This window comes from Klebsiella sp. w6 (assembly GCF_033100215.1).
GTDB lineage: Bacteria > Pseudomonadota > Gammaproteobacteria > Enterobacterales > Enterobacteriaceae > Klebsiella > Klebsiella variicola.
Genome location: NZ_CP136907.1, coordinates 858,940 through 873,635, shown reverse-complemented (window position 1 = coordinate 873,635; position 14,696 = coordinate 858,940). Strand labels below are relative to the sequence as shown.

Here is a 14,696-nt window from a genome sequence, read left to right as displayed (position 1 = left end):
TTAGCGATGACGTCAATGTAAACAGGTTACCCATAAGCCCGGTCTGAATCACATTTGCGCCATTCCTTCGCCGCCGCGCCTTGAATCTGCCGCTCTTTCCCGTAACATAGCAGTATGTAAACGCTTACCCTATAAAAGGCATGGTATGGCGACAATTAAGGATGTAGCCCGACTCGCAGGAGTCTCCGTCGCTACCGTCTCCCGCGTCATCAATAACTCTCCCAAAGCCAGCGAAGCCTCGCGTCAGTCCGTGGGCGCGGCGATGGAAACCCTGAACTATCATCCCAACGCGAACGCCCGGGCCCTGGCCCAGCAGTCAACAGAAACCGTCGGCCTGGTGGTGGGTGATGTCTCCGACCCCTTCTTCGGCGCGATGGTCAAAGCCGTCGAACAGGTGGCTTACCGCACCGGCAACTTTTTGCTGATTGGCAATGGCTACCACAACGTGCAGAAGGAACGCCAGGCGATAGAGCAGTTGATCCGCCACCGCTGCGCGGCGCTGGTGGTGCACGCCAAAATGATCCCCGATGAGGAACTGGCGGGGTTAATGAAGCAGATCCCCGGCATGGTGCTGATCAACCGCATCCTGCCTGGGTACGAAACCCGCTGCGTAGCGCTGGACGACCGCTATGGCGCCTGGCTGGCGACCCGCCATTTGATCCAGCAGGGGCACACGCGTATCGGCTATCTATGCTCAAACCACCATATCTCCGATGCGGAAGATCGACTGCAGGGGTACTACGCGGCGCTGGAAGAGAGCGGCCTGCCGTGCAATGACCGGCTGGTCGCCTTTGCTGAACCGGATGAAAGCGGCGGCGAACTGGCAATGACCGAACTGCTTGGCCGCGGCCGCCACTTTAGCGCCGTCGCCTGCTATAACGACTCGATGGCCGCCGGCGCGATGGGCGTACTCAACGACAACGGCATCGACGTCCCGCGGGAAATTTCGCTGATTGGTTTCGACGATGTCCTGATTTCGCGCTATGTCCGTCCGCGGCTGACCACTGTCCGCTACCCGATCGTCACCATGGCGACCCAGGCGGCCGAGCTGGCCTTAGCCCTGGCGGAGTACCGCCCGGCCCCGGAGATCACCCACCTGTTCAGCCCGACGCTGGTGCGCCGTCACTCGGTGGTCGCCCCGCTGGAAGGCGATAAGTCGTAGCGATAGAGATGCACGGCGGTGGCCGGGTAATCCAGCCCCTCGCCGATGTAGCGCCAGCCGAAGCGTTCATAGAAATCCCGGCAGGCGGAGTAGAGATAGAGCTCCCGAAAGCCCGCGCGGCGGGCATAATCGATCACATGCCGCTGCAGTTTTCCGGCCAGCCCCTGACCGCGGGCGGCGGGCGCGACGTACAGCGCCGCCAGCCAGGGAAACAGATCCTGGCGGCTGATCAAGTCGCAGCGCCAGAGGCCAATCGTGCCGAGCAACTGCTCGCCTTCCACGGCAATAAAGGTCAATGGCAGCGCCTCCGCCGTCTGGCTATGCTGCACAATGCTGGCGAAAAACTCCCGCGGCAGCGTCTCGCCGCCAAAGGCGTGCCACAGCCAGTCGGTTACCTGCGGGGCGTACTGCGGCGCAGCGTACAGCGGCAGGATCGTCATACCAGCTTCCCCTGAAAAATCGGCACCGAGTCGAACAGATAGCCGTCAAAGTCGGGGGCGTCTTCATCGGACAGCTCCAGCAGACTGTTTTTGACGTTTTCCAGATGCTGCCACATCGCCTGCCAGGCGCCCATCACATCGCGACGCCGCAGCGCGGCGAGCAGCGTCTGTCGGTCACCGAGCCACTTCAGCCGCCAGGCGCGGCTGGCAATATGCACATTGAACTGCTGCCACAGCGGGCTGCTGTCCATCTGCAGCCAGATCCGCTCCACCGTCGCCAGCAGCATCTGGTTCTGCGTCGCCCCGGCCAGCACCAGATGGAACAGACGAGCGTTATCCTGCGCGGTGTCGTTGAGGGCGATAGCCCGCTGCTCCTGCTCGATAATCCGCTTCAGATTGTCGATATCGGCGCGGGTGGCCATTTTCGCGGCAAAGGCGGCGATATTGCTCTCCAGCAGTTGGCGCGCCTGCAGAATTTCAAACGGACCGACGTCGCTGCTGAGCAGTTGCTCCTCTTCGCTGTCGTTCTCGTGGGGAATACGCATGACGTACACCCCGGATCCCTGACGAATATCCACCGTCCCCTGCAGCTCCAGCATCAACAGCGCTTCGCGCACGATGGTCCGGCTGACGCCGTAGGTTTCGGCAATATGGCGTTCCGGCGGCAAACGCGACCCGACCGGGTAGCGCCCCTGCGCGATCTGGGCGCGTAAGTCATCACCAATCTCCTGATAGGGCTTCTTTTCCGGCGGAATTATCGCTTTTTCCACAAAATCACCTGTGCGTTACATGCCTGCGAGTCAAATACGCCGCTATCTTAGCAAATATTGCCCCCGGCTAGCGGTATTCATCATCGATATCCAGCACCAGTTCACGCCGTTCGCCCAGTTGACGAAACCAGTGCGCCGAGGCTTTGGGTCGCCGGGCGCGATGGTTTTGCAGGTCGATTTCGATAAGCCCGTAGCGGTTTTTAAAAGCGTTCATCGGCGATACGTTGTCGGTAAACGCCCACAGCATATAGCCCTGGCAGTTGGCCCCTGCCTCGCGGGCGCGCAGGGTGTGCCACAGATGTTCGCTGATAAAACGGATGCGGTAACTGTCATCGATGGTGCCTTCGCGATTACGGAACTGGCCTTCGTTTTCCACCCCCATCCCACTCTCCGCCACGAACCAGGGGATGTTGCGATAGTCATTTTTGATCCGCATCGCCATATCAAAGATGATTTGCGGGTAGATTTCCCAGCCGCGGGAGGCGTTCATTCGCCGGCCGGGCAGCTCAAACGGCTCATAATACCAGGCCGGATGAAACGGGGTATGCGGATGCCAGGCCCGCGACGGGGCTTTGACCCGGTGCGGGTAGTAAAGATTAATCCCCAGCTCATCGACGGTGTGCTCGCGAATAATCGCCAGATCCTCCTCGCTGGCGTCCCACGTCACCTGATGCTGTTCGAGCAGTGCAAGAAGCTCCGGCGGCCAGACCCCGTGCACCAGCGGGTCGAGGAACATGCGGTTGTAGAACAGATCGTAGATCTCCGCCGCGCGCAGGTCATGGGGGGCGCGTGAGCGTGGGTAGGTCACCTCCGGATTGAGGATGCAGCCGACGGTCCCGGGATAGCCGAGCTCGCGAAACCGCTTCACGACGCTGGCGGTCGCCAGCACCTTATGATAGTTCCACTGCATCCAGGTGCTGGTGTTCTGCTCATAGGGCCAGCGCAGGGAATCCAGATAGACCCGGGTCTGTACCACAATTGGCTCATTAAAGGTAAACCAGCGGGTCACCTTCGGGTGGTAGCGGGCAAAGACCTGCTCCGCGTAGCGCACAAACAGCTCGACCACCGTTTTCGACCCCCAGCCGCCATACTTTTCCAGCAGATAGCCGGGCAATTCATAATGCTCAAGGCAGATCATCGGCGTGATGCCGTTGGCCAGCAGCGCATCGAACAGCTGGTCGTAATAGGCCGCATACTCCTCATCCACCGTGACGTTTTCATAGTCGGTCAGAAAGCGCGACCAGTTGATTGAGGTGCGGTAGTGGGTCAGCCCGGCCAGCTTCATCAACTGCACATCTTCCTGAAAGCGGTTGATAAAATCGGTGGCCACCGCCGGGCCATAGCCGTTATGCCAGACGTGGCGGTCGTTTTTGTACCAGAGATCGGGCCAGGAGTCCTGCCCCGGTTTTTTCCCGCTCCAGCCCTCGGTCTGCCAGGCGGAAGCCGCCGCGCCAAGGATAAAATCATCGGGAATGGTCATCTGTACGGTAGTCATAGGCTCCTCAGACAGGGTTGGCGGTCTGTTGATTGTCGGCCTGACGCTGTGCGGCATCGGCACGGCGGGAGGCGATTTTGACGAAAGGCAGATAGATAAGCACCGCGGTCACGATGCAGATAAGCTGGGTCACCACCGCCCCCATCGAGCCGGCGGTGGAGAGCCAGGCGTTGATCAGCGGCGGCGTGGTCCAGGGCACCATCACTACCGCCTTGCCGGCGAAGCCGGTCAGGGTGGCGAAATAGCCGATGCTGCCGGTCACCAGCGGGGTGATGATAAACGGGATAGCGAGGATCGGGTTGAGCATGATCGGCATCCCGAAGATCACCGGCTCGTTAATATTGAACAGCCCGGGACCTATCGACAGCTTGGCGATCTCTTTCATCTCTTTACGCTTCGTGGCGATCATCACCGCAATCAGCAGGCCGATGGTCAGCCCCGAGCCGCCGATGCTCATGTAGACGTCCCAGAAGGGCATCGTGATAATGTTCGGTACCTCTTTTCCCTGCTCAAAAGCGCTCATATTGACGGTGATCGCCCCCAGAAGCAGCGGCTCGCGGATCGGCTTGATCATCTGGTTGCCGTGAATGCCGATCACCCAGAACAGCTGGGCGACGAACATCAGCAGCAGGATCCCCGGCAGGCTCTGCACCACCCGCTCCAGCGGCTGCTGCACCACCTGGTAGACCGCATCGTACAGATACATTCCCGTCAGTTGGTGAAAGAGAAAACCCAGGGTGGCGATCGCGGTGGTGGTGATGATCGCCGGGATCAGCGCCGAAAAAGAGGCGGAAACGTTCGGCGGCACGGTATCCGGCATTTTAATTTTCAGTCCCTTGCGCCCCTCCAGCCAGCAGTAAATCTCCACTGACAGAATGGCGATGAACATCCCGAGGAACAGGCTGCGGGTATCGGAGAACTGGCGCAGCAGGACATCTTTCACCACGTGCATCTGGCCATCGACCATCATCTCCACCGTCGTCGGCGTGACGCAGATAAAGCAGATCACCGCCAGCAGGCCGGGAAACAGGCTTTTGATGCCGTTGATCCGCCCCAGCTCAATACCGATCAGAAACACGGCGCCGATATTGAGGAAGTTGAGCGTGGCGTAGTTAAGCGCGCTGGTGATCGGCTTCAGCGCCGCAAGAAAGGAGAGCGAGGAAAAGCTGGCGAGCCCATTCTTCGGATCCAGCACCATATTGGAGATCAGTACCGAAAAGGCCCCGACGATGATCACCGGCATCAGAGTAATAAACGCCGATTTGATCGCCATAATGTAGCGATAGCTGTTGAAAGTCGTCGCGAAACGCCCCAGCGCGTCGATCAGTTTGTCCTGTAATGCCATAAAAGAGTACCTCAGAGTAAAGGGCTTATTGCGGCCAGGTGAACAGCCAGAGACTTTTGGCATACCAAAACATAGTCGCCAGGCAAAAATAGTTCTGTGACAGCGCTCGCAACGCGCACTGTGGTATCCCAAATATCCGATAGAATCGACATTGGCATACCAGACTATGCCGGCTCGTCAGTTCCTGCCAAAAGCGTGATCGCGATGGTTTTTCCGCCCCGCCCCGTCGATATGTCCCTTTTCGGTCTGTGATAAACTGCGCTTTACCACGTGAAATCAGGAATCGATGAATGGCTACAATGCTGGATGTCTCAATTCGCGCAGGCGTCTCGAAAGCGACGGTTTCCCGCGTGTTGAACGGCACAGGTCAGGTGAAAGAGAGCACCCGCCAACAGGTCTTTAAAGCGATGGAAGAGCTGGGCTACCGGCCGAATTTTCTCGCACGCTCGCTGGCCAATCAGACCAGCAATAGTATCGGGCTGGTCGTCTCCACCTTCGACGGCTTCTACTTTGGCCGTCTGCTGCAGCAGGCTTCACGCCAGACGGAAGCCTGGGGAAAGCAGCTTATCGTCACTGACGGTCATGATACGCCGGAGCGCGAAGAGGAAGCGGTGCAGATGCTCGCCGACCGGCAATGCGATGCGATCATCCTCTATACCCGGCACATGAGCGAAAAGGCGATCATGTCGCTGATTAATTCGATCGCCATGCCGCTGGTGGTGATTAACCGCGATGTGGCGCAGGCCCGCGAACGCTGCGTGTTCTTCGAGCAGCAGGAAGCCGCCTTTCAGGCCGTGGAGTATCTGATTACCCAGGGCCACCGCGATATCGCCTGCATGACCGTCCCGATGCACACCCCTACCGGCCAGGCTCGCCTGCAGGGCTACCGCAACGCGCTGATAAAACATGGGATTGAGTGGGATCCGAGCCGGGTGAAGTACGGGGACTCGACGATGACCCGCGGCTACGAACTGTGCCGGGAACTGCTGGACGAGAAAGCCCGCTTCAGCGCGCTGTTTTCCTGTAACGATGATATGGCGCTGGGGGCGTCAAAGGCGCTGCATCAGGCGGGGCTGCGTATTCCACAGGATGTGTCGCTGTTTGGCTTCGACGATGCGCCAAGCGCGAAATGGCTGGAGCCGGGGCTGTCGACGGTCTATCTGCCGATCGACAACATGATCACCACGGCTATCGATCAGGCGATCAAGCTTGCTAACCAGCAGCCGATAGAAACGATCCCGCCGTTTACCGGCACGCTGGTGTTGCGCGAGTCGGTAACGACGGGACCTTTTTTAAATAAGCTCTAAGGCCAGCAGCTCCTGAATGGTCTGGCGACGGCGGATCAGCCGCGCCTTGCCGCCATCAAACAGCACCTCCGGCAGCAGCGGACGGCTGTTATAGTTGGATGACATCGAAGCCCCGTAGGCGCCGGTGTCATGGAGCACCAGATAGTCCCCAGGCACCACCGCCGGCAGCAGGCGGGTCTCGACTTTGCCCCCTTCCTGCTGGGTAAAGACGTCCCCGGATTCGCACAGCGGCCCGGCCACCACGGTTTCCACCTGCGACGCGGCGCTGAGATCGCGACCATCCGCCGCCAGAGCGGTGATATGGTGATAGCTGCCGTACATTGCCGGGCGCATCAGGTCGTTAAAGCCGGCGTCAATCAGCACAAAGTGACGGCTGCCCATCTCTTTCACGCTGCGCACCTGCGACACCAGCACGCCGGACTCGGCCACCAGGAAGCGTCCGGGTTCAATCTCCAGTTTCACCGGGTGCCCCAGATGGGCCGCGATCTGCTCCCTGGCGCGGTTCCACAGGCCATAATAGTGGGCGGTGTCGATGGCCTCTTCGCCTTCGCGGTAAGGAATCGACAGACCGCCGCCGGCGGAGATGGCCTGCAGATCCTGGCCAAAGTCGACGACCTGACGCACCATCGCGCCGCACACCTGCTCCAGGTGACCGTAGTCAACGCCAGAGCCAATATGCATATGGATCCCGACCAGCTGCAGCTGATAGCGACGCATCACTTCCAGCGCCGCCGGCAGGTGGCTGTACCAGATACCATGCTTGCTGTTCTCCCCGCCGGTATTGGTTTTCTGGCTGTGGCCGTGACCAAAGCCCGGGTTGACGCGCAGCCAGACGCGATGGCCCGGCGACACCTCGCCCAGCTGGCTCAGCATGTCGATCGAGCCGGCGTTCACCGGGATCTGTAACGCTTTCACCCGATCGAGGGTGGCGTCGTCGATCAGATCGGCGGTAAAGACGATATCCTCTGGATTCTGCTGCGGATCGTAGCCCGCCGCCAGCGCCCGCTCGATCTCCCCCAGCGACACCGAGTCCACCTTCACCCCCTGCTCACGCATCAGACGCAGAATATGAATGTTAGAGCAGGCTTTTTGCGCAAAACGTACCACGTCAAACTGGCTGAGCTGGGCAATCTGGCGGCGAATAATCTGCGCATCATAGACCCAGACTGGACAGCCAAATTCCGCGGGCAGGCGCAGCAGGTTATCCGCGGTCAGGTCAGTATCGGTGGCGTAAAGCGAGTGTGGCATAAGAACTCCGGTGCAGTGCGTGTGTTGGTCGCTGTTTTTTTTCGATTACGCCACAGTGGCGGACGAATAAAAAATATCGTTTTATCGCGACTTTATGCAAAAATGATATGGTTACAGCCGAGCCTCATGGAGACCGCATGCCAGCCGTTAATTTGCGTCATATCGAAATCTTTCACGCGGTGATGACCACCGGCAATCTGACCGAAGCGGCGCGGATGCTGCACACCTCGCAACCCACGGTCAGCCGCGAGCTGGCGCGCTTTGAGAAAGTGCTCGGCCTGAAGCTGTTTGAACGGACCCGCGGTCGCCTGCAGCCGACGGTGCAGGGCCTGCGTTTGTTTGAGGAGGTTCAGCGTTCCTGGTACGGCCTGGACCGCATCGTCAGCGCCGCCGAGAGCCTGCGCGAGTTCCGCCAGGGCGAGCTGTCGATCGCCTGCCTGCCGGTCTTTTCCCAGTCCTTTCTGCCGCTGCTGTTGCCGCCGTTTCTCGCTCGCTACCCGGAGGTCAGCCTGCAGATCGTCCCCCAGGAGTCGCCGCTGCTGGAGGAGTGGCTCTCCGCCCAGCGCCATGACCTCGGCCTGACGGAGACCCTGCATACCCCGGCGGGCACCGAACGCACCCCACTGCTGACGCTGAATGAAGTCTGCGTGCTGCCTGCCGGCCATCCGCTGGCGGTGCAGACGACGCTGACCCCCGCCGATTTTCAGGGCGAAAACTACATCAGCCTGTCGCGCACCGACAGCTATCGCCAGCTGCTTGACGCCCTGTTCCTTGAGCATCAGGTTAAACGGCGGATGGTGGTCGAAACCCACAGCGCGGCCTCGATCTGCGCCATGGTGCGCGCCGGCGCCGGGATCTCGGTGGTGAATCCCTTGACCGCTCTGGACTATGCCGATAGCGGCGTGGTGGTGCGCCGCTTTAGCGTCGAGGTGCCGTTTACCGTCAGCCTGATCCGCCCCCTCCACCGCCCGCGATCGGCGCTGGTCGACGCCTTTGTTGCACACCTGCAGGAGAGTCTGCCGCAGATCCTCACGCCGCTGGCGTCGGTCCTGCAGAGAGCATAAAGTTGACCGCGTCTTCTGCGTGGATCGCCGCAGTGTCAAAGACCGGCAGCGGGCTGAGCTCGGCAGGCACCAGCAGGCCAATTTCCGTACAGCCGAAAATAACCCCTTCCGCCCCCTGCTCCGCCAGGGCGGCGATCACCTGCAGATAATAATCCCGCGACGCCTCGCTGAAAGTGCCGAGACAGAGTTCGTCGAAGATGATCTGATTGATCCGCGCCCGATCGTCAGCCTCGGGGATCAACGTCTCGATGGCAAACTGCTCCAGCAGACGACCGCGGTAAAAGGTCTGCTCCATGGTATAGCGGGTGCCCAGCAGCGCGACCCGGCGCTGGCCTTTGGCGGCAATCGCCCGCCCGGTGGCATCGGCAATATGCAGGAAGGGAACCTGGCAGCGGGCGGCGATGGCATCCGCGACTTTATGCATAGTGTTGGTGCACAGGACAATGCCTTCGGCCCCCGCCTGCTGCAGCCCAACCGCGGCTTCAGCAAGGATCTCCCCGGCGCGATCCCAGTCGCCGGCGGACTGGCAGGCTTCGATGTCGTGAAAATCGACGCTGTGCAGCACCAGGCTGGCAGAGTGCAGGCCGCCCAGTCGCGCCTTAACGCCCTCATTGATCAACCGATAATAGGGGATCGTGGACTCCCAGCTCATGCCGCCTAACAGGCCAATGGTTTTCATCTTCTGCTCCTTATGTCGTTTCTGCCAGTGAAGCAAACTTGTGATCAACTTTCCACTTCTCTGGCCGCGTATTTCTTTTTCATGAAGAGTGGGATAAGTTAAATGAAACAATGTTTCACTTTAACAACAGGACCGCCCGATGTTTATTTTCCATAAAGACACCACCCTTGAAGACCTCGGCAATGGCGTAACCCGCCGCATTCTGGCCCACGACGGAAAAATGATGGCCGTGGAGGTGAATTTTGCCGCCGGCGCCGTCGGCCCGATGCATAACCATCCCCACGAACAGCTCACCTATGTGCTCTCCGGTGAGTTTGAATTCACCATCGGCGAGGAGACGCGCGTCGTCAGTGCCGGCGATACGTTGTATAAGCAGCCAGGGATCATGCACGGCTGCGTCTGCCTGCAGCCCGGCACGCTGCTCGATACCTTCACGCCGGTCCGCGAAGATTTTCTCTCACGCTGATCCATGATGGGGGCGTTTACCGCCCCCGGTTTACGTGTTACTGCAGGCATTAAAAAAGATGCCGTCACAATCATTATCCTGGTAATAATATTTTTCACTCAGTTAACGCTGAACCTTCATTCTTTTCAGGCTCCCGCAGCCCCCTAAAATGCTTACCACCTCACCTTTTTGAAACATCGTTTCGACTTTGATCACATTTCCATCCTGATCTGCATGACGCAGAAATAAATCGCAATAAAATGAAATTAAAACGGTGTTTTATAAAAAATAGAGCAGCATAAAAGCGAGCCTGACAGCACGCCACTTGCTGGCTCACTTAAATAATAACCCATTCATTAACAAGGACATGTTAATCAGAGGAAGCGTTCAGACATTTTTGCGTTGTCAGGCGAAAAGGCCGACAGCGCCGCGTCACCGAATCCGTATTACAACTCGTAAGCCAGGTAGGTATGTATGAATGAAAACAAGCTGCTGGGATTGGCATGGATATCACCCTATATCATCGGGCTGATCGTCTTTACCGCTTTTCCCTTTGTTTCATCTTTCTTTCTCAGTTTTACTGAGTACGACTTGATGAGCCCGCCGGTATTTAACGGCATCGAAAACTATCGCTATATGTTGACCGAGGACAGCCTGTTCTGGAAATCGATGGGCGTGACCTTCGCCTACGTTTTTTTAACTATTCCCTTAAAACTAGCTTTCGCCCTCGGCATTGCTTTTGTGCTCAATTTCAAACTGCGCGGCATCGGCTTTTTCCGTACCGCCTACTACATTCCGTCGATTCTCGGCAGCTCGGTGGCTATTGCGGTACTGTGGCGCGCCCTGTTCGCCATTGACGGCCTGCTGAATAGCTTCCTCGCCGTCTTTGGCATCGATGCCGTCAACTGGCTGGGGGAGCCTTCGCTGGCGCTGATGTCGGTCACCCTGCTGCGCGTCTGGCAGTTTGGTTCCGCGATGGTCATCTTCCTCGCCGCGCTGCAGAACGTTCCGCAGTCGCAGTATGAGGCGGCGATGATCGACGGCGCCTCAAAGTGGCAGATGTTCATGAAGGTCACCGTGCCGCTGATTACCCCGGTCATTTTCTTCAACTTTATTATGCAGACCACCCAGGCGTTCCAGGAGTTTACCGGCCCGTACGTGATAACCGGCGGCGGCCCAACCTATTACACCTACCTGTTCTCACTCTATATCTACGATACCGCCTTTAAGTACTTCGACATGGGCTATGGCGCCGCGCTGGCATGGGTGTTGTTCCTCGTCGTCGCGGTCTTTGCATCGATAGCCTTTAAGTCATCGAAATACTGGGTCTTCTACTCCGCCGATAAGGGAGGCAAAAATGGCTGATATTCAACAGATGGCGCCGGTAATGAGCAACGCCGATCGTGAGGTCGCTCGTACGCTGCGTCGGGAAAAGGTGAGTCGGGTGGTACGCTACGTCGTGTTGATATTCGTCGGCCTGCTGATGCTCTACCCGCTGGCGTGGATGTTCTCCGCCTCGTTCAAGCCGAACCATGAGATCTTCACCACCCTCGGACTGTGGCCTGCCCACGCGACCTGGGACGGGTTTATCAATGGCTGGAAGACCGGCACCGAATACCATTTCGGCCACTATATGCTTAACACCTTTAAATATGTGATCCCGAAGGTGGTGTTAACGATCATCTCCTCCACCATCGTGGCGTACGGCTTTGCACGCTTTGAGATCCCGTGGAAGAAGTTCTGGTTCGCAACGCTCATCACCACCATGCTGCTGCCGAGCACCGTCCTGCTGATCCCGCAGTACCTGATGTTCCGTGAAATGGGGATGCTGAACAGCTATCTGCCGCTGTACCTGCCGCTGGCCTTCGCCACCCAGGGATTCTTTGTCTTCATGCTGATCCAGTTTCTGCGCGGCGTCCCACGCGATATGGAAGAGGCGGCGCAGATCGACGGCTGCAACTCCATCCAGGTGCTGTGGTACGTGGTCGTGCCGATCCTCAAGCCGGCCATTATCTCGGTGGCGCTGTTCCAGTTCATGTGGTCGATGAACGACTTTATCGGCCCGCTGATCTACGTCTACAGCGTCGATAAGTATCCCATCGCGCTGGCGCTAAAAATGTCCATCGACGTCACGGAAGGCGCGCCGTGGAACGAAATTCTGGCAATGGCGAGTATCTCCATTCTGCCGTCCATCATTGTCTTCTTCCTGGCTCAACGCTACTTCGTGCAGGGCGTGACCAGCAGCGGAATCAAAGGTTAAGAGGGAAATATCATGGCTGAAGTCATTTTCAACAAACTGGAAAAAGTTTACTCCAACGGGTTTAAAGCGGTGCATGGTATCGACCTGAAGATTGCCGATGGCGAATTTATGGTGATCGTCGGCCCCTCCGGCTGCGCCAAATCGACCACCCTGCGCATGCTGGCGGGTCTGGAAACCATCAGCGGCGGCGAGGTGCGGATTGGGGACAAAATCGTCAACAACCTGGCGCCAAAATCACGTGGCATCGCGATGGTGTTCCAGAACTACGCCCTCTATCCGCATATGACGGTGCGCGAAAACCTCGCCTTCGGCCTGAAGCTGAGCAAGCTGCCGAAGGCGCAAATCGACAGACAGGTGGAAGAAGCGGCGAAAATTCTCGAACTGGAAGAACTGCTCGATCGCCTGCCGCGCCAGCTCTCCGGCGGCCAGGCGCAGCGCGTGGCGGTGGGTCGGGCGATCGTCAAAAAACCGGACGTTTTCCTGTTCGACGAACCGCTCTCCAACCTTGACGCCAAACTGCGCGCCTCGATGCGGATCCGCATTTCCGATCTGCATAAGCAGTTGAAAAAATCCGGCAAACCGGCGACCACCGTCTACGTCACCCACGATCAGACGGAAGCGATGACCATGGGCGACCGCATCTGCGTGATGAAGCTCGGCCACATTATGCAGGTTGATACGCCAGACAATCTCTACCACCAGCCGAAAAATATGTTTGTCGCCGGGTTCATCGGCGCGCCGGAGATGAATATTCGCCCCAGCCAGCTGGTTGAGCACGACGGTCGCCTGCATCTGACGCTGGGCGATCAGCGACTGCCGCTCAACGACCTGCTGCAAAGCAAAGTTGAGACCCATAAGAATCAGCAGGTTTTCTTTGGCGTGCGCCCGGAGTTTGTCTCTCTCTCCGATGAACCCTTTGCCGAGGGTTCCTGCACGGGTGAAATGGTACGTGTGGAAAACATGGGACATGAATTCTTTGTTTATCTGAAGGTTGCTGATTATGAGCTGACCGCCCGCGTGCCGTCCGATGAAGCGAAACCCATGCTCGAGAAGGGCCTTCATCGCAAGGTGTATTTCAAATTTGATCTCAATAAGTGTCACATCTTTGACGCGAAAACCGAACAGAACCTCTCTCTGTGAACACTGGAGTATTAAAATGAAAAACGTGCTTTTAAGCGCCGTCATCTCCGCCACTCTGGGCCTTACCGCATTACCGTCAATGGCGAAGGATGTCGACCTTCGTATGTCCTGGTGGGGGGGCAACGGCCGCCATCAGGTCACCCTCAAGGCGCTGGAGGAATTCCACAAACAACATCCCGACATTAACGTCAAAGCAGAATACACCGGCTGGGACGGCCATCTTTCGCGCCTGACCACCCAGATTGCCGGCGGCACTGAGCCTGACGTGATGCAGACCAACTGGAACTGGTTGCCGATCTTTTCGAAAAATGGCGAGGGCTTTTACGATCTCAATACCCTGAAAGACGAGATCGACCTCAGCCAGTTCGATGCCAAAGAGCTGCAGTCCACCACGGTCAACGGCAAGCTTAACGGTATTCCCATTTCCGTCACCGCCCGCGTCTTCTACTTTAACGACGAAGCGTGGAAAAAGGCGGGCATCGCCTTCCCGAAAACCTGGGATGAGCTTATGGCGGCGGGCAAAACCTTCGAAAGCAAGCTCGGGAAACAGTACTACCCGGTCGTGCTCGAACACCAGGACGTGCTGGCGCTGCTCAACTCTTATATGGTGCAAAAATACAATCAGCCGGCCATCGATGAGAAGGGGCGCAAATTTTCCTACAGCAAAGCGCAGTGGGCAGATTTCTTCGGTATGTATAAGAAGCTTATCGACAACCATGTGATGCCGGACACCCGCTACTATGCCTCGTTCGGCAAGAGCAACATGTACGAGATGAAGCCGTGGATCCAGGGTGAATGGGGCGGCACCTACATGTGGAACTCCACCATCAACAAATATTCCGATAACCTGAAGCCGCCGGCGAAGCTGGTGCTGGGGGAATACCCGATGCTGCCGGGCGCCACCGACGCCGGACTGTTCTTCAAGCCCGCGCAAATGTTGTCGATTGGCAAATCGACGAAAAACCCGCAGGCGGCGGCGAAAGTGATTAACTTCCTGCTGAACAGTAAAGAAGGGGTGGATATTCTCGGACTGGAGCGTGGAGTACCACTGAGTAAAGCGGCGGTCAACTACCTGACCGAGGACGGGATCATCAAAGCCGACGATCCGGCGGTGTCTGGCCTGAAACTGGCACAATCCCTGCCCACGACCCTGCCGGTCTCCCCGTACTTCGACGATCCGCAGATCGTCGCCCAGTTCGGCACCACCCTGCAGTACATCGACTACGGTAAAAAGTCGGTGGAAGAAGCGGCCGAGGACTTCCAGCGCCAGACCGACCGCATTCTGCGCCGCGCGATGCGCTAACGTGCCCGTCGGAAACCTCCCGCGGCGTCCGCCGCGGG

The 14,696-nt window shown here is 58.1% G+C and carries 14 protein-coding genes; 8 read left to right on the top strand and 6 right to left on the bottom strand.

Features of this window, described 5'->3' with window-relative positions:
- Positions 1-145: 145 nt before the first annotated feature.
- Entirely contained in the window at positions 146-1,162 is a 1,017-nt protein-coding gene (gene galR / locus R0140_RS04320) for an HTH-type transcriptional regulator GalR (RefSeq protein ID WP_008806335.1), read from the top strand.
- Here the strand turns inward: galR and R0140_RS04315 are convergent.
- The 4 genes from R0140_RS04315 to R0140_RS04300 all read right to left on the bottom strand — a co-directional run bounded on the left by R0140_RS04315 (position 1,123) and on the right by R0140_RS04300 (position 5,212).
- Positions 1,123-1,602 carry a GNAT family N-acetyltransferase gene (locus R0140_RS04315; protein WP_012540650.1) on the bottom strand — a complete coding sequence of 160 codons (480 nt, stop codon included), beginning with the start codon at positions 1,600-1,602 and terminating at the stop codon, positions 1,123-1,125. The genes galR and R0140_RS04315 overlap by 40 nt on opposite strands.
- On the bottom strand, positions 1,599-2,372 hold the full coding sequence (locus R0140_RS04310; protein WP_004205433.1) for a GntR family transcriptional regulator: 774 nt from the start codon (positions 2,370-2,372) through the stop codon (positions 1,599-1,601). Before R0140_RS04310 ends, R0140_RS04315 begins: the two co-directional genes overlap by 4 nt.
- 67 nt (positions 2,373-2,439) lie before the next feature.
- On the bottom strand, positions 2,440-3,867 hold the full coding sequence (locus tag R0140_RS04305; protein WP_032733773.1) for a glycoside hydrolase family 1 protein: 1,428 nt from the start codon (positions 3,865-3,867) through the stop codon (positions 2,440-2,442).
- Positions 3,868-3,874: 7 nt separating this feature from the next.
- The gene (locus R0140_RS04300) at positions 3,875-5,212 is read right to left on the bottom strand and encodes a PTS sugar transporter subunit IIC (protein WP_008806339.1); all 1,338 of its coding nucleotides are present in this window, start codon (positions 5,210-5,212) and stop codon (positions 3,875-3,877) included.
- A 299-nt stretch (positions 5,213-5,511) separates the two neighbouring features.
- Between R0140_RS04300 and R0140_RS04295 the strand changes: the two genes are divergently transcribed.
- A complete protein-coding gene (locus R0140_RS04295; RefSeq protein WP_162708846.1) occupies positions 5,512-6,519 on the top strand; it encodes a LacI family DNA-binding transcriptional regulator in 1,008 nt (335 codons plus the stop codon).
- Here the strand turns inward: R0140_RS04295 and lysA are convergent.
- Positions 6,505-7,767 carry a diaminopimelate decarboxylase gene (gene lysA, locus R0140_RS04290; RefSeq protein WP_023340698.1) on the bottom strand — a complete coding sequence of 421 codons (1,263 nt, stop codon included), beginning with the start codon at positions 7,765-7,767 and terminating at the stop codon, positions 6,505-6,507. The two genes, R0140_RS04295 and lysA, sit on opposite strands and share 15 nt — an antisense overlap.
- A gap of 137 nt (positions 7,768-7,904) precedes the next feature.
- Here lysA and R0140_RS04285 point away from each other — a divergent pair, with 137 nt between their 5' ends.
- Complete coding sequence (locus R0140_RS04285) at positions 7,905-8,831, top strand: LysR family transcriptional regulator (RefSeq protein WP_008806342.1); 927 nt, start codon at positions 7,905-7,907, stop codon at positions 8,829-8,831.
- Here the strand turns inward: R0140_RS04285 and R0140_RS04280 are convergent.
- Entirely contained in the window at positions 8,797-9,510 is a 714-nt protein-coding gene (locus R0140_RS04280) for an aspartate/glutamate racemase (protein ID WP_008806343.1), read from the bottom strand. The genes R0140_RS04285 and R0140_RS04280 overlap by 35 nt on opposite strands.
- Positions 9,511-9,649: 139 nt before the next feature.
- Here R0140_RS04280 and R0140_RS04275 point away from each other — a divergent pair, with 139 nt between their 5' ends.
- The 5 genes from R0140_RS04275 (at position 9,650) to R0140_RS04255 (ending at position 14,658) form a co-directional block, all read left to right on the top strand.
- Positions 9,650-9,976 (top strand): cupin domain-containing protein, encoded by a 327-nt coding sequence (locus tag R0140_RS04275; protein WP_012540645.1) that lies wholly within the window; start codon positions 9,650-9,652, stop codon positions 9,974-9,976.
- A gap of 453 nt (positions 9,977-10,429) precedes the next feature.
- A complete protein-coding gene (locus tag R0140_RS04270) occupies positions 10,430-11,320 on the top strand; it encodes a carbohydrate ABC transporter permease (RefSeq protein WP_004205419.1) in 891 nt (296 codons plus the stop codon).
- On the top strand, positions 11,313-12,215 hold the full coding sequence (locus R0140_RS04265) for a carbohydrate ABC transporter permease (protein ID WP_008806346.1): 903 nt from the start codon (positions 11,313-11,315) through the stop codon (positions 12,213-12,215). Before R0140_RS04270 ends, R0140_RS04265 begins: the two co-directional genes overlap by 8 nt.
- A gap of 12 nt (positions 12,216-12,227) precedes the next feature.
- Positions 12,228-13,355, top strand: coding sequence for an ABC transporter ATP-binding protein (locus R0140_RS04260; protein ID WP_008806347.1), 1,128 nt, complete (start codon positions 12,228-12,230; stop codon positions 13,353-13,355).
- Between the two features lie 16 nt (positions 13,356-13,371).
- Positions 13,372-14,658 carry an ABC transporter substrate-binding protein gene (locus R0140_RS04255; protein ID WP_008806348.1) on the top strand — a complete coding sequence of 429 codons (1,287 nt, stop codon included), beginning with the start codon at positions 13,372-13,374 and terminating at the stop codon, positions 14,656-14,658.
- Positions 14,659-14,696: the final 38 nt, after the last annotated feature.